The 21,417-nt window shown below is 49.1% G+C and carries 14 protein-coding genes and 1 pseudogene; 5 read left to right on the forward strand and 10 right to left on the reverse strand.

Going from position 1 to position 21,417, the window contains the following annotated elements:
- Positions 1 to 234 precede the first annotated feature (234 nt).
- Complete coding sequence (locus ACFQ2I_RS19105) at positions 235 to 1,506, forward strand: BaiN/RdsA family NAD(P)/FAD-dependent oxidoreductase (protein ID WP_377567068.1); 1,272 nt, start codon at positions 235 to 237, stop codon at positions 1,504 to 1,506.
- Positions 1,507 to 1,686: 180 nt separating this feature from the next.
- Here ACFQ2I_RS19105 and ACFQ2I_RS19110 read toward each other — a convergent pair whose 3' ends face one another.
- From ACFQ2I_RS19110 to xylA, 6 genes are all read right to left on the reverse strand, one after another.
- Positions 1,687 to 2,076, reverse strand: coding sequence for a hypothetical protein (locus ACFQ2I_RS19110; protein ID WP_377567070.1), 390 nt, complete (start codon positions 2,074 to 2,076; stop codon positions 1,687 to 1,689).
- A gap of 43 nt (positions 2,077 to 2,119) precedes the next feature.
- Positions 2,120 to 2,293, reverse strand: a complete 174-nt coding sequence (locus tag ACFQ2I_RS19115; protein ID WP_377567072.1) for a hypothetical protein — start codon at positions 2,291 to 2,293, stop codon at positions 2,120 to 2,122.
- A gap of 141 nt (positions 2,294 to 2,434) precedes the next feature.
- Complete coding sequence (locus tag ACFQ2I_RS19120; RefSeq protein ID WP_377567075.1) at positions 2,435 to 2,755, reverse strand: hypothetical protein; 321 nt, start codon at positions 2,753 to 2,755, stop codon at positions 2,435 to 2,437.
- 62 nt (positions 2,756 to 2,817) lie between these two features.
- A complete protein-coding gene (locus tag ACFQ2I_RS19125) occupies positions 2,818 to 3,471 on the reverse strand; it encodes a hypothetical protein (RefSeq protein ID WP_377567077.1) in 654 nt (217 codons plus the stop codon).
- Positions 3,472 to 3,662: 191 nt separating this feature from the next.
- Positions 3,663 to 5,165, reverse strand: coding sequence for a xylulokinase (xylB, locus tag ACFQ2I_RS19130; protein WP_377567079.1), 1,503 nt, complete (start codon positions 5,163 to 5,165; stop codon positions 3,663 to 3,665).
- Between the two features lie 24 nt (positions 5,166 to 5,189).
- Complete coding sequence (xylA, locus tag ACFQ2I_RS19135) at positions 5,190 to 6,500, reverse strand: xylose isomerase (protein WP_377567081.1); 1,311 nt, start codon at positions 6,498 to 6,500, stop codon at positions 5,190 to 5,192.
- Positions 6,501 to 6,639: 139 nt separating this feature from the next.
- Here xylA and ACFQ2I_RS19140 point away from each other — a divergent pair, with 139 nt between their 5' ends.
- Entirely contained in the window at positions 6,640 to 7,803 is a 1,164-nt protein-coding gene (locus ACFQ2I_RS19140; RefSeq protein ID WP_377567083.1) for an ROK family transcriptional regulator, read from the forward strand.
- A gap of 5 nt (positions 7,804 to 7,808) precedes the next feature.
- On the opposite strand, the gene ACFQ2I_RS19145 is transcribed toward ACFQ2I_RS19140, so the two are convergent.
- The 4 genes and pseudogenes from ACFQ2I_RS19145 to ACFQ2I_RS19160 form a co-directional block, all read right to left on the reverse strand.
- Positions 7,809 to 14,156, reverse strand: a complete 6,348-nt coding sequence (locus ACFQ2I_RS19145) for a glycoside hydrolase family 78 protein (RefSeq protein WP_377567085.1) — start codon at positions 14,154 to 14,156, stop codon at positions 7,809 to 7,811.
- A gap of 15 nt (positions 14,157 to 14,171) precedes the next feature.
- Positions 14,172 to 15,407: an S-layer homology domain-containing protein gene (locus ACFQ2I_RS19150; RefSeq protein ID WP_377567087.1), complete on the reverse strand. Its 1,236-nt coding sequence runs from the start codon at positions 15,405 to 15,407 to the stop codon at positions 14,172 to 14,174.
- A 907-nt stretch (positions 15,408 to 16,314) separates the two neighbouring features.
- Positions 16,315 to 17,070: pseudogene (locus tag ACFQ2I_RS19155) on the reverse strand (DUF2087 domain-containing protein); the annotation flags it as partial.
- A gap of 312 nt (positions 17,071 to 17,382) precedes the next feature.
- Positions 17,383 to 18,213: a phytanoyl-CoA dioxygenase family protein gene (locus ACFQ2I_RS19160; RefSeq protein WP_377567089.1), complete on the reverse strand. Its 831-nt coding sequence runs from the start codon at positions 18,211 to 18,213 to the stop codon at positions 17,383 to 17,385.
- 129 nt (positions 18,214 to 18,342) lie between these two features.
- Here ACFQ2I_RS19160 and ACFQ2I_RS19165 point away from each other — a divergent pair, with 129 nt between their 5' ends.
- From ACFQ2I_RS19165 to ACFQ2I_RS19175, 3 genes are all read left to right on the forward strand, one after another.
- Entirely contained in the window at positions 18,343 to 19,215 is an 873-nt protein-coding gene (locus tag ACFQ2I_RS19165) for an AraC family transcriptional regulator (protein WP_377567091.1), read from the forward strand.
- Between the two features lie 156 nt (positions 19,216 to 19,371).
- Positions 19,372 to 20,442 (forward strand): Gfo/Idh/MocA family protein, encoded by a 1,071-nt coding sequence (locus ACFQ2I_RS19170; RefSeq protein ID WP_377567093.1) that lies wholly within the window; start codon positions 19,372 to 19,374, stop codon positions 20,440 to 20,442.
- A complete protein-coding gene (locus ACFQ2I_RS19175; RefSeq protein ID WP_377567095.1) occupies positions 20,439 to 21,278 on the forward strand; it encodes a hypothetical protein in 840 nt (279 codons plus the stop codon). The genes ACFQ2I_RS19170 and ACFQ2I_RS19175 overlap by 4 nt, the downstream gene beginning before the upstream one ends.
- Positions 21,279 to 21,417: the final 139 nt, after the last annotated feature.

The raw sequence follows: 21,417 nt of genomic DNA on the forward strand, positions 1-21,417 counted from the left end.
TCTACAACATCGGAGTTCATCAATAACGTTCATCCTAAGCATCTTCCGCTTGAATAAACGACTGTTGGGCTATGGCCTTACTCCTGGTAAGCGGCTACAACATACCGGCATTGTCCGAGCCGCTTTCACCATTTTCCTCCTTATTGGTGTATAATAACTAAATTATACTGTATAGCTTGCATTTGACTATAGACTTTGTTAACGATATCTAATACCGACAATAGGAGCAATATTATGAAATATGATGTAATTATCGTTGGCGCAGGATCATCCGGATTAATGGCTGGGGTCGCTGCAGGCGAGAACGGCGCTAAAGTGCTGATTCTCGACAAAGGGGACAAACTGGGGAGAAAGCTCGGCATTTCCGGCGGGGGACGCTGCAATGTGACGAATGCGAAGGGGCTTGACGAATTGATCAAGCATATCCCTGGTAACGGAAAATACCTGTACAGCGCATTCGCCACTTTCAATAACAGTAACATTATTGCTTTTTTCGAAGGGCTTGGCATCAAGCTGAAGGAGGAAGATAACGGCAGAATGTTCCCTGTCACAGACAAGGCCAAATCCGTCGTCGATGCACTCGTGCGGAAGGTGCAGGAGTTGGGCGTAGATATTCGTACGAATAGCCCAGTAGAAAGAGTGCTGTATAAGGATGGTCACGTCGCAGGTGTACATTTGCAAGGAGGCCAACAGTTGTACAGCCGTTCCGTTATTGTTGCGGTAGGCGGCAAATCGGTTCCACATACCGGCTCCACCGGCGACGGTTACGCTTGGGCGGAAGAAGCCGGCCATAAAATCGTGGAACTATTCCCGACGGAAGTGCCATTGACATCCAGGGAGCCGTTCATTCAGAACAAGCTACTGCAAGGGTTGTCGTTGCGAGACGTATCGCTCTCCGTCTGGAACAACAAGGGCAAGCGATTGATCGAGCATGAGGGCGATATGCTCTTCACCCACTTCGGCTTGTCGGGACCGATTGCGCTTCGTTGCAGCGGTTTTGTCGTGAAGGAGCTGAAGAAGAATTCTGGGTGTTCAGTGAAGACAACGATTGACCTGAAGCCGGAATGGTCCCTGGATGAACTGTTCCAATACACATTGAAGCTGTGCGGCTCCGAACCGCGGAAGGCCGTTAAGAACGTCCTCAAATCTGTTCTTCCTGAGCGCATGCTGCCGCTACTGTTCCAGCTATCCGACGTTAAGGAGGATATCACATTCGATCATATTCCGAAGCAAGGGTGGATGGAGCTGGCGCGGACAGCGAAGGCATTCCCGGTGTGGATCAGCGGCACGCGCTCGATCGAGGAAGCTTTCGTAACCGGCGGCGGCGTACATCTGAAGGAGGTTGATCCGAGATCGATGCAATCCAAGCTGATGGGCGGACTGTACTTCTGTGGTGAAATTCTGGATATCCACGGCTATACGGGAGGTTACAACATTACCGCTGCTTTCTCGACAGGCTACAATGCCGGCCTCCATGCGGCGCAATCAGCGCTCTCGGAATCGTGACAGGGAGCTCGAACCGCAAAGTAATAATAACGACAATTCGTGGAAATCGTTGCAACTGTTTGAATACCACTTGGCAGATTTGAAGCCATACCCATGAAGCCGCCTCGTGTACGCCTTGGGAGTACCGTGAAGCGGCTTCATGGGTATGGATTTTTTGCTGTTAGATGGGCTATTTCTCTTTCAGATGTGCACATCTCCGGAGAAGTGGTTGTAGCTTTCTGAATCGGGCAAAAACTCATCAACTTTATCAGCAACATTCTCCCCGTTGTCACCATCCTCAGCTTGAATGAGATCCTCATTGACAACATGGGCCGGAATTGTGATGCTATCCAGTTCATATGCTGAACTGGTTATATCCTCTTCGCTCATGCTTCTTTGCTCTACAAGTCTGCCTCCGTGAGACTGTGCGATTTCCAGTGCGGAAGTGAGGTCATTGCCCTCTACATGAATATGCAGCCTGGTCTCGTCATGCATGACAGGATCATAACCAAGCTCGTTCAACATATCATAAGCCAACCTCGCGCTTTTTCCCTCGCTGAAGTCGAACATAATCGCTGCTTGATGCGTCATTTTCATTTGCCCCTTTACAGTAATTTAGCTCTCTATAGCATACCTATATTAGGCTCAATTCATGACACTCCACCGCCTCATTTGCGCCGATCCGCCCGCCTAATGCATGCCACATACACTCCACCGCCTCATTTCCGCCTATCCGCTCGCCTAATGCATGCCACATACACTCCACCGCCCCATTTCCACCGATCCGCCCGCCTAATGCATGCCACATACACTCCACCGCCCCATTTCCGCCGCCGATCCGCCTTTCTTATGCATGCCACATACACTCCACCGTCTCATTTGTGCCGATCCGCCCGCCTAATGCATGCCACATACACTCCACCGCCCCATTTCCGCCGATCCGCCTTTCTTATGCATGCCACATACACTCCACCGTCTCATTTGTGCCGATCCGCCCGCCTAATGCATGCCACATACACTCCACCGCCCCATTTCCGCCGATCCGCCCTCCTAATGCATGCCACATACACTCCACCGCCTCATTTCCGCCGATCCGCCCGCCTAATGCATGCCACATACACTCCACCGCCTCATTTCCGCCGATCCAGCCGCCTAATGCATGCCACATACACTCCACCGCCTCATTTCCGCCGATCCAGCCGCCTAATGCATGCCACATACACTCCACCGCCCCATTTCCGCCGATCCGCCCGCCTAATGCATGCCACATACACTCAGCCGCCCCATTTCCGCCGATCCGCCTTTCTTATGCATGCCACATACACTCCACAATCACAAAATGAACTTAATCGCATTTTTATCCACTACATATTCATAATGCCTACTGTTGTTAGGTTTAAGAGGGACTATCAAACTCTTGTCAACTAGTGATTTGATTACGTTTCTAACAATCCAATCACTTTTCTTAAGCAGACTGAATAAGTCTTCTCTTCTAATAGGTCTGCCAAGCCTCAGTGCATACCGAATAGCCTCTCTCTCGTAGACGTTAAGCGTTGAATCGGGGGATGCTCGAAAACGGCTGAGCAATTCATATACGGAAGCTCTGCATTGCTCCGCTTTCTTATCCAACTCATCCCAACTGAACGGCATGTACACAATACCGCTCTTTGCCATCGTTCGCACCCTCTGCTTTTCGAAGCTGAATCTGCTTCTCGAAATATTCTCGCCGTGCACGACATAACCGTCGCTTTCAAACGCAATACCATACGGCTTGAAATATGCATCCATATACATCTTCACACCCGAAGAGCTCTGAAGCTCATATTCCAGAACGAAACCTTCGAAGGTTTGAAATATAGGCCACAATACTTCTTGAAAAAGTTTCTTCTCACCGACTAGTTCCTTCTGCAGCATATCCAATCTAGTGCCGGTCGCTTCTGATATCTGCTTCTCCAGGAAAGCCTGAAACTCCACTTCAAATGACATCCTCATCAACCCTCCACAAAATAATGATCGCCATGAAACGCAAACACGCCGACTATCTCAAACCAAGAGATAACGGCGTATGCTTCACGCTGTATATGTGATTCATGAATTAGAAAAGTGTTTCTTGATCCCAGCTGCTTGTCACCTGCTGCAGCCGCATAGACATATGCTCATGTTACTTGCCTTGCCAATTACAACCTATACGCTGCCAGAGCCTCGTTCAAGCCGCGCGTCTGTCGATACACGTCCCGATATATCTGGAACAGCTCCTCATACTTGGTCGTCCTCTCGGGATGAGGTTCGTATGTCATACCGTAATCTACGAACCGCCGCGCACATTGCTCCAAGCTGTCGAACCAGCCGCATCCGTAAGCCGCCAGCATTGCCGCGCCAAGCCCCGGCCCTTGCTCATGCTTCAGTGAGATTACCGATGCGCCGAACACATCCGCTTGCATTTGCAGCCATGCCGGATTGCGGGCGCCGCCGCCGATTGATACGACCTTGTCGATCGGCTTGCCTGCCGCTCGGAATAAGTGTAGCGACTCATTAAGCGAGAAGGTTATCCCCTCCATGACTGCCCGGGCGAAATGAATCCTCTCGTGTGAGCTGTCCATTCCGATAAAGCTTCCGCGTATAACGGCGTCGCCATGCGGCGTTCTCTCTCCGACCAGATAAGGGGTGAACAAGAGCCCGCCCGCTCCAGCCTCCACCTCGCTCAAGCCAGCCAGCAATTCATCATAGGATTCACCCGCCGCGAACGTATTCTTGAACCAGCTCAGTGAATAACCCGCAGCAAGAGTAACGCCCATGCCGTAATAAGCATCTTGCTTGCCATGGTTGAATAAGTGCATGCCTCCGTCATACGATCTTCCTACATTCCCTTCGTAGGTCAGAATAACTCCCGAGGTGCCTATGCTGCATAACGTTAATCCCTCATCCAAAATACCGGCGCCGATAGCCCCGCATGCATTATCCGCGCCCCCTGCGAACACCTTGGTGGAACCAACCAATCCGGTCCGGTCCGCTATAGCGGGAAGCAGTGCGCCTACCTCCTGATGGGATTCCACTAATGGGGGCAGCAGCTTCTCCGATTCTGATAGCCCCACTGCCGCTAACAGCTCTCGGCTCCACTGCTTGGCCGCAATATCCAGCATTAGCGTCCCCGCCGCATCCGAATAATCCATGTGCAGCTCTCCAGTCAGCCGATAACGCACATAGTCCTTTGGGAGCAGCAACGTCTCCGCCTGCGCAAGCAGCTCCTGCTCATGCTGCTGTACCCATAACAGCTTGGGCATCGTCATTCCTTCCAGGGCTGGATTCCGTGCTATGGCATGCAGCTTGTCGCCCAGCGCTGCTTCAATATGGCGACATTGCGAAGTCGTTCGCGTATCGTTCCATAGAATCGCGTTGCGTAATGGCCGACCTCCCGCATCCAGCAAGACAAGTCCATGCATCTGCCCTGAGAAGCTGATTCCTTCCACTGCATCCGGCGCTGCTCCAGAGCTCTGCATTAAGGCATATAGCGTTTCCACTGTCGCTTCAACCCAATCCTCGGGCCGCTGCTCGCTCCAGCCTGATCGCTCCTGAATAAGCGGATAGCTCCGCGACGCTTCTCCAGCCACCTGCCCATTGCGATCGACAAGCAGCGCTTTCACTGCACTCGTCCCCAGATCGATACCGATTACATAGCGCATGCTATCCCTCCGATTAACCAATAGTTATACGCTGAATATGACTTCACTCAGCTTGAGTCGCAGCAGCTCCTGACGTCCCGACTGAAGCCGTGCTACGGGATTGTTCAACGCATATTGCTCCAATGATTGCAAGGTCGCTTTTCCCGCTACGATATCCGCGCCAATTCCATCGTTAAAGCTGCGATAGCGTTCAGCAACGATTTCTTCCAGTATGTTTTCCTCGATTATTTTCGCCGCTGCTTTCAATCCCCATGCGAAGCTGTCCATCCCCGCTATATGAGCCAGCACCAAATCGTCCATATGGAACGAAGCCCGACGTACCTTCGCGTCGAAATTGATGCCGCCCCGTCCGAGCCCTCCCGCCTTCAGCACTTCCAGCATGGCCAACGTCGTGGCGTACAGATCCGTTGGAAATTCATCCGTATCCCATCCCAGCAGCAGATCGCCCTGATTCGCATCAAGCGAACCAAGCATGCCGTTCATCGCCGCGACTGCAATTTCATGCTCGAACGTATGACCGGCAAGCGTCGCGTGGTTGGCTTCAATATTCAGCTTGAAATGATCCTGCAGTCCGTATTTTTGAAGGAACATAATCGTCGTAGCGGCATCGAAATCGTACTGGTGCTTCATCGGCTCCTTCGGCTTCGGCTCAATCAGGAACTGCGCATGAAATCCGATCTCCTTCGCATAGTCTACCGCCATATGATATAACCGTGCCAAATTGTCCAGTTCCAGCGACATGTCCGTATTTAGCAACGTTTCATAACCTTCGCGCCCGCCCCAGAACACATAATTTTCCGCGTTCAGCTCCTTGCCGACCTCCAGCGCTTTCTTCAACTGAGCGGCTGCATAAGCGTATACATCCGCATGACAGGACGTCCCAGCGCCATGCACATACCTTGGATTGGTGAACATATTCGCCGTATTCCATAACAGCTTCTTGCCGCTGTCACGCATGTAGTCTTTCATCATGGCGACGATAACGTCCAAATTTTTGTTCGTCTCCCGCAGCGATTCACCCTCCGGCGCAATATCCACATCATGAAAGCAGAAGAACGGGATGTTAAGCTTCTCCAAAAATTCGAAATTGGCTTCCACACGAGCTTTAGAGCGATCCAGCCCATCGTACTTATCCCAGCCACGCACCATCGTACCCGCTCCGAACGGGTCCGAGCCGTTGGCATTGAAGGTGTGCCAATACGCCGCAGCGAAGCGAAGATGCTCCTCCATCGTCTTGCCTAGTACGACTTCACTTGGGTTATACCTCTTGAATGCGAACGCATTGCCGCTTGCTACCCCCTCATATTGAATCCGGTCTACAGAAAAATAAGTCATCGCCACAATTCCTCCCCTATACGAAATATACCGTCAGAATAGCATACGCTGACTTAGTTTGTCTATTAAACAAACTAACTTTATGCTATACTGGCACTTATACGAACGTTCTTATGCAAACGGAGGCTATTGAAGAAGCATGGCAAAACCGACAGGAGATCCTGCTCTAATAAAACAAATTAACACTTCCATCGTATTGGAATGCATCTTGCAGTATGCCCCTTTATCCCGGGCTGCTATCGCTCAAAAGACGGGACTGAATAAAGCGACCGTCTCTAGTCTGGTACAGGATCTGATCGACCGCCAGCTGGTGTTGGAGGTCGGAGCGGGAGCATCCAGCGGCGGCCGAAAGCCTGTGATGCTCATGTTCAATAGCAGAGCCGGCTTCGCAATCGGAATCGATGTCGGTGTGAATTATTTGAGAAGCATTCTGACCGATCTGGACGGAACGATGCTGCAGCAACTTCATCATCCCGTGATAGATTGCCGCCATGACGCTGTAATAACGGCAATATCGGAATGTATAGATCAATTCAAGCAGCAAGCTCCCGACAGCCCTTATGGCATTATAGGCATCGGAGTTGGCGTTCCCGGTATCGTGAACGAAGAAGGCACAGTCGTATTCGCCCCTAACATGGGATGGTCGCAGGTGGAATTGAAGCACGCACTGGAGAAGCTTTACCAGCTGCCGGTTATGATCGACAACGAAGCGAATGCGGGAGCACTAGGCGAGCATATCTACGGAGCGGGCAGACCATACCGAGACCAGATATATGTCAGTGCCGGTATCGGCATCGGTACGGGCATTGTCTTGCATAATAAGCTATACAAGGGCAGCTCCGGCTTCTCGGGAGAGCTGGGACATCTGTCTATTCAGTTCGACGGCAGGAGCTGCAGTTGCGGCAATCAAGGGTGCTGGGAGTTGTACGCTTCGGAACATGCATTGCTGGAAGCCGGCGCTGCATACGGATATCATGATATTCATGCCATGCTTCAAGCTGCCGAGCAGAATAAACCGCATATGCGAGAGCTCTTCCATGACATCGGCACTTATCTCGGCATCGGCATCGCCAATATTGCCAATATATTCAATCCGGAAGCTGTCATCATCGGCAACCGGATGTCTCTAGCGGCGGAATGGATACGGCCAGCCATTGAGCAAGCCGTATCGCAACGCACGCTTCGCTTTCATCATAAGCGGCTGCTCATCCAATTCGCCGAGCTGGGGGAGCAATCCGCTGTGCGCGGTGCAGCCTATTACGCGATCGAAGCGTTCTGGACAGAGGTGAAGAGCGGGCATTAGCCCGCTTATTTCACCCGATGCACGCCGCTTATGCTTGACGCATTCCCTTTGATTTCAATGGTTACCGTTGCCGTCTTTATCGTACCGTTATTGTAGAATGCGGTGAATGTCACATTATACGGCCCATCCTCCAGTTCCAGGAACGACTCCTCCCACAGCTCTCCGCTCCATTGGTCCGCCTCAGCTTCTGCTGGCTGCAAGGTTGTTGTAACGGATTGGAATTGAACCTCTACGTGCGACGCCTTCGTATCCGTTCCTGTCTCCGTAGTCGTCGCCTTCAGCACCAGCTTCTCACCGGCCCAGAACACCGCCTCTCCACGGGGCGTCTCCGGATTGCCGCTCTTGTTCCTGTTGTACTGTCTTCGGCGGTCGTTCCATTCCTCCGTATGCTCCACAGTTCCAGCAATCGCAAGCGGCAGCACATGGATTGTTTTGTCGACGACAATCGGACTTCTTTTGCCATCGCTGGTTGACAGCTTCATGCGCCACGCTCCCAGCTCCGTCATCCGATACTCCGGCCCCGTTGAAGGATACGGAGGGTGGACAGTATAGGAATAATTTCGCTTCGTCCCAGATGGACTTGTCAACTCGTAGCCTAATGTCAACGTATCTCCGTCAGAATCGTGCACAGCACTGGCGAACGTCACATTATCACCTTCATATACAGGTTGCGGCGACCAGGTAAAGTCTGCCGTAGGCGGTCGATTCGTTTCAATATAAAAGTACTTCGCCGGGCTCCAGCTGCTCCAGTCATAGCCGTCATATACTCTCACTTGAACATACATATTCAGCTTCTCCATGAGATCGAACAAAGGTGTCCATTCCAAATCCGCGCCATTGAGAACGCCTGACTCATGCATGACATAGCCGCCATATCGGTATATTCTCAGCTGGTACTTTTTCTGTGCATCTCCATCCGCATCCCAATAAGTCCACTTGAAAGTCGGTCTAAGCGTGGTGAATTTTGTGGGTTCACTGGCATTCGAGCTGGATGGAACGGTAATATGGCCGACGGGTATTCGATTCACAATCTCAATCTCATCAATCGCCTGATCAGTAGCGCCAACGGAGTCTTCCACTAGCTGCCGTATCCTGTAGGTGCCGAAATCATGGAATACCCTGCTCCAGCTTGTCCTGCTCGTACTTACTTCAAGCTCCACATCCGTTGTATCCATGTTTTTCAGATAATAGTAATGCTTGATCTTTGTCCGATTTCCATCCTCCTTATCGTAAGCGGTGGAGTTTATCGTGATCGTATCCCCTCTGTAAGCTGTCTTTTTATTGACTGTAAATCCAGCTACAGGCGGGGTGTTGGGAGCCGGTATATGGGTCACATCTATAGTGACGACATAGTAATCGCTCCAAGCGCCGTATTCATCTTTCACCGCCAACCCTACTTCATGTATGCCTCGTTCTGTAGGCGTTAGCAGCTTTTCCGCGACGTACTCACCGCTTGGCGTAATGTAGTAGTACCTTCTCTCCATGACTCCACGCGTCTTGCGATAGTCGATACCGGTATTTTCGGTCGAATACCTGGTATCCGATGCATATCGATCCGGATCGTAGCTCCTGTCATCCCATACCACCCGCTTATTGGCGCCATCCACCGTTAAGCTAAATTGTGCGATAGGCTTGCGGTGGACAATAATGTTCTGCGAATAAGGATTGGAATACTCCCTGTACGCATCGAACACGGCACTAGGATACAAGTAATCGCGGTTAGGGTCATCAGGAACCTGATAGGTGATTCGATACAATCCCAGCTTGTCGGGCGATAATGGTGCTATTTTCTTTTTCCCGTGCAAAGCGGACAGGCCATAATGTCCGTCGCCAGTGTCCAAAAATTTATAGGGCTCGACATGATCGTAATGCCACTTGCTCAATGCCTGTACAAGATCATCGCCTTCTGTATCGACATAGCTTGTCACGTACTCTACAGGCTCGTTCACGATGACGACGTTCTCTTGCGTTTCCTTCGTCGCAATGACTTCCGTCATCACGATGTCCTTGAACTCCGTCAGAGCTGCGGCAGAGAACAAGCCAAAGTAGCCTGGAGACGTAAAGGTATCATCGGATACATCGATCAACGGTACACCGTTCACATAGACTTTAATGGAATCATGAAGCGTCTTGACGGAAATATTGTAGTACATATGCGGGTCAAAGCTGTAATTCACTTCAGCCACGACACTTCGCACTCCACTCTCGATTTTGGTCAGCAATAGTTTATCAAATGATGTTTCGACTCTAAATGTGTTCTGATACGTATTGTCTTGCGACCTGAAAGAGAATCCGGAATAGCGATCATAGTCCGTAAAGTAATTTGTTTTAAACTTGTACGAGAAAATGAAATTGTCCAACTTAGGCAACTTATCGGAATAGAACGTCCCGTATACATCGTAATTACTGCTCCGTATAGGCTCTTTACCGGATATCAATACGTATTTGTTCCAGGAAGACACTTTAAGATCGCCCTCGCGAGTGAGTTGAAGACTAAGAGACGTAGTTTCAAAATCCGGAAGATTGAGATTAAACACACTTCCGTTAGCTAAATCGATTTCTTTCAGCACATTTGTGTTATTGGGGACAATATACATAAAACCGTTTGTCGAAACAATGATGGTTGTTAGTAATTGGTATTTATCCCCTAAGTTGCGCTGCCATTTAATCGTTGAAATATTGTTAAAATCACGCGCCCTTATGATGTCACCCTGTCTAGTGATGACCAAATTTTTATAGCTGGATACGACCTCTTCATATTCTCCTACATCTGTCTGACTCGCTATCGAACCGTTAGACTTATTTCTAACGATGATTTTATGGATATTTTGACTGAACGTAGTGTTATAAAATGAATACGCAATCTTGTTGCCTGCATCATTTCCTACAACTTTACCTCTGTACCCTGTACCTACAGATAAATCCGACCAATTAATGGTGCCTCCGTCATAAAAATTCCTAACCATTTCTCCCGTATCTCCATCGAGCATGGTCAGATAGGCACCGTGATAATTTCTACTGCTTTCAGAACCTGAATGATAGTCCCATGATTCGTAGTAAACGTTCCCTTTACTGTCGTAACCTTTGAAGTTATGCTCATATATCGTTCCATCCGATTTCACATTACTCTCAGACAGATCAGTTTGGAAGTCTGTCTTACTCTTCCATACAGTAGGCGCATCATAACTGTAGTTGTTCGAGTAATCCTTTCCCTCATTCCAAACGTAGGTTCCATCATTTCGTTTATATGTTTTGGTGGTATAGACCTCTTTCATGTCGTGATTAAAGTACATGGGTTTGTAGTCAAGTAAGGAGTGAGTTCCAGCCATCCAGCAGTTACTACTGATACAATTCCATGCCCTTCTTCCCGGCTTGCTTTTTAAAGCCCCCTCACCTAAAGCGAATCCTCGGAAGGAGAATACTTCATCTATGCTTTTCGAGGAATCTCTAATGTATAGTAATTGACTGTAATAATCGACAAAACTTACTTCTGATCTGAGCATTTTCCGAACTTCGACACCGTTACTGTAGACGTATAGATCCGATTCTTTGCCATGAGATGTATTTTTTTCAACTACGAGAGTAAAGCTTTCAAATAACTGTATGGGTGGGGCATCGGACAGTAAGCGTACTGGAGATATATCGGCTGTCGCTAGAGATACACCTCTCCAATCGTAATTGACGTTGTCACTCACCTTGATTGCATTTGTTTTAAACAAATTGACGGTAGAAAGAGACTGTTCCAAAGGATCAATTGACCACGATTTACCTACGTTCGTGTTCTTCCAGTCATTCCCCATAAGCTGGCCAGGCGTAATCGTGAACACCCTTCCTGCCGCTGGCGGTGGGGCGGTTTCGCTCTCCACATGGAAGGAGACAGTAGGCGCGTCGTTAATGATTTCCAATGGGAATCCTTTAAGCGCTGTTTTCCCCCAATCCTCCGTTACTCGCACATAGATCATGTATCTGCCGACCTTTTCAGGCTTTAAGTTGAATTTACCTGAAGCATCAACCGTAATAGCAGTAGCCGGTTCATCGAAATTGCCGTCATTGTTTTTATCATAGACAAGTGAAAATTCCCGCGCTACGATCATATCCCCATCAGGACTGTAGGATTCATCTGTGAATCCGATATCGATATTCCTGACTCCTACATCGGTATATTTCAGTGTTGGAATAGGCGGTAGATCAGGCTTCACGTTAATCTTGTGGACGGCGGGAGACAACGACTTGAGTCCTGTATTGTCGTATACGTCTAACGTGACGATTTGCTGGCCAATCGTCGTGTATACCGACTTTTTATTCGACCATTCATCGCGTGAGTGATCAATGCTCCGATTCTCATAAGGGCTGTAACTGTTTTCAGAGCTAAGTTCGTCTTTAAGCGGTCTGCCCTCAATGACCTCAATTGATCCGGTAATGACCGGCACCGGATTGGGAGGGACAACATCAATACATGCTGTGCGAGACGTATCCAGGCCCCAAATATCCCCTATCGTTACTTTACCGCAAAAAAAGCCGACCGTATCCAAGGTGATATTGCGATACCCGTTGTATGATTCGAATCCTCTATCGGGAATGTTTTTTGACCATTCATTAAATTCAGAAAAATCAAAACCTTTATAGACGAGTAAATCTCCGTCCGGATCGTATGGCTCGGGCTGCTCAAGGTACACCAAGTCCATTTTTGTCCCAACAGGCACAATCTGCTTTACGTAAGGCTTATAGTGCAAGCCCGGCGGAACCCAACCAGCTTCAAAAATCGGTGGATTATTCCCTTCAATGTCATTCACCGTCAATATCTTGTGCGCCATCCATTCGGATTCGCCGCAGCTCGTCTTCATTTTAATGCTGACCGTATGCTCCCCTACCCCTATGACATGGGGATACTTCGCATAAGGGAACACGCTGCTCTTGGTTTGACCGCTGACGCTATCTGTCCCTGACGCACTCCCGTTCCTCTCGATTCGATACCGATGACTGATGTAAGTACAGCCATCCATCACGAAATCTCTAGGCACCAGTTCAAACGTTTCCCGATAATTGATCACATTCGGCACGATATCAAAGTCGCCGGTGAACTGTGGCAAACTTTGTTCATAGTAAAACGATACATACGCTATTTTATTGGTTTCGGTCAACGTTGCTTCGACCGTTGAACCACCCGTAAAACTGGCATCATATCCGGTATAACTTAAACTATGGCCCAATACGTTACCGAAACTGCCCTCTGCTTCGAATGATTTTGTGTGCGGCAGAATCTCGTTATAGGTGAACGTATCCTCATTTTTCTTGATGAATGCACCGCTTGGCGATGATCGAACCATATGCCTGACTTTCACTTCTGATTCTTCGATGTTGGGCATTTCATCATCATACGTCACAATGAGCTTGTTGTAATGACGGTAGGTTTTAGAATGGATATCTACCGTAAATGCAGCGAAGTAAATATTCATTTGCGCGTAATCCGCTGCCCATGGCAAGTTGTACGTATCCGTATTAAAATCTTGCTCATATGTGATTTCATATTTTTCTCGTTCTGAATCCAAGATTTTCACTTCTCTAGCTGCTGTATTATTGTCGCTATCTACATAACCTGTTTTACCGCCAGGACCTAGTATCTCTACGTCTTCATTGATCCTCACATCGTTTGAAGGATCGATTTCCACGTCTTCTTTATACCAGGAAACCATAACAGGATTCACCCAAGTTTTATCATCCCCAACAAATTGCCATGGCTGGTTACGAGTCGCTTTTAGCTTCAATTGTTCGGATTTGCATCCGGGGTATTTTGGCATATAGTTAGGCCCCGGCACTCTAGGATCTCGATTATTAGAAGGGAGCGAATTGCCAGCAGGTGTCTGAGATTCGGTAACACCGTTACAAAAGGCCAATTCAGACCCTCCGCCGGGATACCATATCCTGCCGGAACCTGTACTGCCTAGACTGTATCTGTCCCAAGCATACCAGCCTTGCGCAGATGTATTTCCTTCGGATATTACCTCAAACGCTTCACCTGTTATTGTATAGGCGCCTGACCATGATTTTTTCCCAAGAGCAGCTGAAATGACCCCATTATTATCTCTCTCGCTCCCCCAGTGCCATGCAAGGTCAACAATTTTCATACCGGGAATCTCGGGAATATCTATGTTTGCTACCATATCCTTGTAAGCCGTGTAATGATATTTCGAACCGCCTTTAATGATTTCACTATCATCTACACCGTTATATGAGACTTCCACTTCCTTGATGATCGGAGCAGCATCTATTCTCTCATTTATAAATATCCCATAGAACAAAGAAGTAATGACCGCAATAATAATGCCTACAGAAAGTATTTTTTTTCGTTTCATTACTTGTCACCTAACCTATTCATGCTCTATAACTCCTTTAAAAACCTCAATATCTGTTATACCTACAGTGACTGCACTTGATTTTAATCCAAATCTCAACACACTGTTATGACTTTCCATCACCTTTTTAGGAAGCAGCACCATTTGCGATTGAATTTCCCCTTCCATAGAAAACAGAAATGGAATGCCGTTCAGAACCCCACGATTCAATTCATCCCGATCGTCAGAACTATATTTACCATAGTAATTATTCATAGAGACATAATCCCCCGAACCGTATTTCTTTGTATCCTTTACATAGTGAACTTTAGTGGTAAAAACAACCAAAAAACTTTCTTTGAGGTTTTTAAGCGGATAGTAATTATATTTCTCCGGCTTGTATTGGGGTCTAGCTCCCCACTGCAAACCATTTATATCTACTAAATTCCGATTAGGATCGTTTTCATCCTCAAGGTCAATAACCGTCATTCGAATCAACTCGCCTTTGTATAATCCATCACGGGACTCCACCATAAAGCTTTCATCATATGGATGATAGGAATCTGCCAAGTAATCATCCAGCATCGTATTGATATTCGTCCTTCTCCAATTGAACTCAGCGTTCGAACGTGTCAGCTTATCCGCTTTAGGCAGCACTTCCCCATCTTGCAGCTTCAGTAACCGTTCAATAACAGTAATAGATTGGGCGCGTGTCGTTAACCCTTCAGGAGCTACCTTTCCCCCGCCTTTCCCGTGAATAAGGCCGGCATCCGTTGCCAAGTACATGTATCCTGGATCATTGAAGTCGATGTAGTAGTATTGTCCTTCATCTTTACCGGCAGCCTTTACCGCGAACTTCGCCATTTCCGTCCGTGTGATCGCTTCATTCCACTGTTGCTCCGATCCGAACTCGTCCTGGTATATACCTGCTTCCTTCGCAGCGGCCGCATAAGCCTTATACCAATCATTGCCCTTCGTTACGTCCTCTACATCTAATGCCATGGCCGAAACGATCATCTTGATAAACTCTGACCGCTTCACGCTTCTCTCTGGCTTAAATGTGCCGTTATCATACCCTTCCACATAACCTTTCATCACCGCTTGCTGAATATCCGATGCGGCCCAATGTCCATCTATATCCGTAAAAGTAGTGTTACTTCCAGAAACCGCTTCTATCTCCTGAGCTTGAGCATCACCAACAGCACCCGTTCCATCTATAATCCCCACAGCTACTCCAAATACAAGCACGGAACTAAAAAGCTTCTTCCACATTGTCAACATCCTCCTCTATAGTTTCTTTCATGTTTTCTAGTAACAAGTTACTCGTTTTGTTGTACCACCTATCACCTCAATTGCCAACATTTTTCTTCAACTTTCCTTGAATTTCAACATTTCCCAATGCAAAAAAGCACACTTCCCTTACGATTCGTAAGAAAAAGCGTGCTTCGCTTCACATTTATCTCTATATGCATTTATCAATTCGCCAAAATCTACCACAATGTTACTTTACAGGCTGAGCGTTGTCAACACTTTTGAGGCACTTTTTAGTTCACACGTCAATCCGTTACCCCCATCAGCACCATTCCAGCCACACTAGCACCATCCAGTTTCCACCAACACTCCTACTGTTCCCGCACCGTTCAGCCATCAAGGTATGAGTTAATCTACACTAATGATACCCTTTCTCGCCATAAGGTTGAAGCTTCTCCAGCCATCGCTTCTTTAGCTTATCCATTTTCCTCCTGTAGTCCCGCACCACTTCTGCGAGCTCCTGTCCTTCCTCATCACGCACATCCTTGTAATCATAGCGCAATTTCTCTTCCGGCGTGTAGGTCTCCACAATCTCGAAGCGGAACGCCTCAGCGCCATGCTGCTTCCAATCTCCTTGCAGCCCCTTGTTCATATGCGTCCCCATATCGAGAATGAACCTTTCTCGATTCCATAGTCCGTCCAGATTATTGGAAGCGCCGATGAAGACTTTGCCGTTTTTCTCATTCGTAATCTGGTACACGCCCATGGAACGTTCACGCTCCTGGTATTCCGCAGTCAGCAGCTTGCGCTGCTCCTTGGATAAGCCCACTGATTTGCTCATTGCCACTTTCCCCTTTCCATTCTTGCTGTTCGGCTCTATACTTCGGCTTGCCATAGTTGCCTCCTCAGTCGCACCTCTCCCCGTCTCCTTCAACCAGTAAGCGGAGCCATCCTCCTCGCGATCAAGAAAGCCGTATTGAATCATATAACGCCGTAGTGTCACATAATCCTTGCTCCAGAATTGCTGGAGCCGCTCATTCACTTCCTTCTCCGAATAATTCTCTCCGCCTTCGAAGAAAGTGGCGATATGACGAAGCACGGCGATCTTCCGCTTCTCCTTGCGGGGGAATGATAAAAGCGGCCCATCCAGTCCATCCGGAAAGTATTGCTTCAACAGGCTCGCATTCTCCTCTTCCGTCATTGCATACCTTTCATCCACCTGCGTAGCGGTCCGATGAATCGGCACGAACTTGGGCGCATTTGCCGCACCTTGCTCCATAAGCTCCATTATGGCAAGCAACATCTTCGCTTGCCTTGCCTTCTCCTTCAACACAAACCGATGATTGCGTATGGTCGATGCACTGCCGCCAGCCCGCTTCACAATATCTGCATCCGATAGTCCCGCTGCGAATTGTCTGAGCAGATCCTTCTGCAATTCCGTCAGACCTGTCGATTTCTTATCCATCCGCAGCAAGTAGTCCAGCATAGAACCATGCCTTTCATTAGTATGAATGCTTGCATATTTGCCCGCCTCGAACAATCGCTCCCCTTGCCTGAATATTTCCCCTCTCTGGAAGCTCTCTCCGCAGATGAGACAGCAATAACTGTCCGTTACTTCATCCAACACAAAACCTTGCTTCAGCTCCTCCAATGACGCTGACCAGAACCTCTCATCCAAACTCATGTTAATCCACTCCTAATCAACAAACAATTTATTATTTTGTTTATATTTTTTATAGACATTATATATTTACGTTTGTAAAATAGCAATGGTTATAAGAGATCGGTTTAACCTCGATCCTCTTCGGACGAATATGGTAAGAATATCGATTTCACCCCGAAATTACATACCTATCCCGCAAAAAAAAGCAGCAGTCCGAGACGTTCGTCCCGAAGCTGCTGCCCTTTTCCTTGCTCTGTCTGTGCCTACCTTCTTATACCTTCCATCTTACGCCCTCTGTCTATACCTGCCGCCTTACATCTTACACCTTCCGTCTTACGCCTTTCGGCTGTAAAGAAGCGGGAAATAATCGTTGTTGAACGGCTGGCCGTTATAAGGACGCGGTCCCAGCAAGTTTACATTGCTGTGATGCTGTCTGCCTTTGCGATATGCTGTATGTCCCGGCATCAGATGAGCAACGACGGACAGACGCGGATCGTTCGTCATGTTCGGCCCGGAGCCGTGGAACGTAAGCGCATGATGGAAGCTCGCCTGCCCTGCCTTCAAGATGCAAGGCTCCTCCACCCAATCGCGAGTAGCGAACTTCGTTCTTAATTTGTCCATATCCTGATCGAAGAATGTATCGCTGCCTTCTACTTCGCCCCACTTGTGGGAGCCCAGTATCGTCATCATCGCGCCGTTCTCGATGACCGTATCCTGCAAGGCAAGCCATACGGTAACCATGTTCGTCGTGCTGCTGCAGCGCCAGTAGCCGTAATCCTGATGCCAGCCCACATTGCCCAGCTTCGTCTCCTCGCCGCCTGATCCCGGCTTCAGAATGACCTGGTCATGCCACAAGCGGATTTCATCTTCATTCAGCAAATCAGCCGCGATCTCTCCCAGATTCTCGTCGGTCACGAAGGAACGCACCTCGTCGTTGATCCACCAGCCGTTATCCAGCTTCCTGATCTGAAGCTTGTCTTTGGGACGAGCTACAGGATACAACGGGGAACCGTCGCCATCGAAGTCCTTGCTCCAGATGCGGTCGTGCGCCCCACGAAGCTTCTCAATCGTCTCGTCGTCGATCAGCTTGGGACTGATCCAATACCCGTCTCTATTGAATACATCCTTATCTTCTTGCGTTACGTTATACTTGATAACTGACACAATGCCACCCCATTCATGAATGATATGACTTTATAATAGGGGATGAACACTCCGTTTTACTTTTCAGTTATGATCAAGTAGGATTAGAAACATTACGACATACTGAAACAATATAAGGAGTGTCTCTTCATGAATGAGAAGCATATGCCCATCCGCTGGCTGTTCGATCCCTCTATGCACAATCATCATGTTGCCGCCGCTGTCCCCGAGCTGGTGCTGCTTGGTTACGACCGCTTCAATGAAGCGTTGTCCTTGACAGATCATCTGCATGAGCATTGCTTCGAATTCGTCTATATGGAGAGCGGCAAAGCGTCGTGGGTCGTGGACGGAGAAACATACGCGTCTCATACCGGCCAGCTGTTCCATACCCGTCCGAATGAATGGCATCGCGCACGCTTGCATCATATTGAGCCTTGCTCCATTTGGTGGATCATCGTAACCGATCCCTGCACCTCGAAGCACTGGCTTCGCTTGCCTGACGATGAGAAGAAAGCGCTGGAGAGCGCCTTGCACAGCCTGCCCAGAGTTATTGCGGTCGACGCGCGGGTAAGGAGCAATTTTCATCTGATGAGAGAAGCGGTGGAACAGAACGATCCGTATGCCGCCCTTCGAATCCGGCACTGCCTAACTGACGTACTCTTGCAGGCAATGCAACCTCGAGACGCCAATCTTCTGCCGCCGGACTTGCAGGAAGCGATGGCTTCCCTTGCCCTGACGATCGAGCGGAACCCTGATCAGCAGTGGACGATTGAACGGCTGGCCGACGAGCTCGGTATTAGTGAATCACATGTATATCGTGTATTCCGCCAGATGCATGGTCAATCTCCCGCCGCCTATATCGAACGACTGAGAATCGACCAAGCGTGCTCACTCCTTGCACGGCAGCCTGACAGAGCGGTGACAGACATTGCGTTCGATCTCGGCTTCAAGACGAGTCAGCACTTTGCGACCGTATTCAAAAAATGCACAGGACATACGCCTAGCCAGTGGAGAAAGCTCTAAAAAGACAAATCGGGATAAGTAATAACATGAAAATATGCCTTGTGTTCAGGAGGGATTGCGCTACAATGAACTTGTAACGCATTCCTATGTCTAGCACAACGGCTTTTTTCTGTATAAGTAGGATCATCCTAACATTACTTTTTTGGAGGTATCGTCATGCGTAAAATTAAAGTGGCCGTCATCGGCTGCGGCCCGCTCGCCAACAGCACTCATATTAAAGCCTATATGGCCAATCCTACATCCGAAATTAAATACTTCTGCGACCAGCAGTTGGAACGAGCCGAGAAAGCGGTAGCCGACTTCGGCTGCGGCGTAGCCATATCGGATTATCGGATCATTCTAGACGACCCGGAAGTGGAAGCGGTGTCAATCTGTACGCCGAACCATGTTCATGCTCCAATCTCTATCGCATGCATGCGCGCAGGCAAGCACGTATTGTGCGAGAAACCGGCGGCCAGAACGTACGAAGAAGCGCTGGAGATGCAGCGCGTTCAGCATGAGACGGGCAAAGTGTTGATCATCGGTGTCGTGAACCGCTTCAATACAGGCGTCAATCTTATTAAGAAGATGATTGACAACGGCGAGCTCGGCGAGCTCTACCATATCTATGCCAGCTTCCGCTCCCACCGTTCCATTCCGGGACTGGGCGGCACCTTCACGACGAAGAGCATTGCCGGCGGCGGTGTGCTTATCGACTGGGGCATTCACTTCCTGGATATCGTCATGTACTGCTCCGGCGATCCCAAGCCGCTTACAGTCAGCGGCCAAGCTTACTGCAAGCTGGGCAAGGATATGGAGAACTATGCATACAAAAGTATGTGGGCAGGTCCACCGAGATTCGACGGTACATACGACGTCGACGACTTCGTAACGGCGATGGTGCGAACGGAAGGTCCTAGCATCTCGCTTAATGGCGCATGGGCACAGAACATCGGAGAGAACGAGATGTATATCGACTTCCTTGGCGATAAAGCCGGCATTCGCCTGCAATACGGCAAGGAGTTCAAAGTATACAGCTTCAAAGACGGCGTATTGTATGAGACGAAGCCGGAATTCACCGCTGTGGATGCGTTCCAGAACGAGATCGATTCCTTCCTCGCTTGCATCGATAGTGGGGAGAAGCTGCCGTCCCATATCGACACGGTCATTCTGTCCACACAGATTATTCAAGCCATCTATGACTCCTCAGAGCAACGGGCTGAAATCAATCTGACAGGTGAAGTATGAAGAAGATCGGATTCATAGACTACTATCTGGACGAATGGCACGCCAACAAGTACCCGGATTGGATTAAGGAGGCGTCAGGCGGAGAGATGATTGTCGCTTACGCCTATGGCAAGCGGGATGCAGACAACGGTCTGGACAATGCGACCTGGTGCAGGGAGAAGGGCATCCAGCTCCTGGATTCCATCGAATCCGTCGTGGAAGCGAGCGATTACTTGATCGTGCTGTCCCCCGATCATCCGGAGCAGCACGAGGAACTGTGCCGGCTTCCGCTTCAATCCGGCAAGCCGACTTACGTCGACAAGACGTTCGCTCCTGACAGAGCGACGGCCGAGCGCTTGTTCCAATGGGCTGCGGAGTCCGGAACGCCCCTCTTCTCCAGCTCCGCTCTGCGGTTCGCCGCGGAAGCGGACACCGTCAGGCGTGAGGGCATCGACACGATCGTGACGCTCGGACCGGGTCAGTACGCGAATTACTCCATCCACCAGGTGGAGCAGATCGTCGCTTTGATGGGCAGTGAAGCGGAACGCGTCATGTGGACGGGAACCGAAGCCACACCGGCGCTTCATATCGGATTCTCCCGCGGAAGGTTCGCCACCATTCATCACTTTCACGACTGCGCGTTCCAGACTTCCGTTAACTACGCTGCAGGCGGATCGATAAGCTATAAGATAGAGTCCAACTTCTTCGGCAGCTTCATCTCCAGCATGGTTGCCTTCTTCCGCAGCGGCCAGCCGCCCGTCCCTCAGGAAGAGACGTTGACGATCATCACGGTTATTGAATACGGGCACAAAGCCATGAAGACGCCTCATCAGTGGCTGGAGCTGCCGCGCGGATAATTACCGTTTCACGCCTGCGTACCGGATAGTTACGAACATATAGAGCTGAAAGACGGGCCCGCCGGCCCGTCTTTACTGCTATACTCATCCTTATACTTATCCTTACACTCATCTTTATACTTATACATACAAAGCGACA

The sequence above is a fragment of the Paenibacillus chungangensis genome (genome assembly GCF_042675905.1).
In the GTDB taxonomy this organism is placed as follows: domain Bacteria; phylum Bacillota; class Bacilli; order Paenibacillales; family Paenibacillaceae; genus Pristimantibacillus; species Pristimantibacillus chungangensis.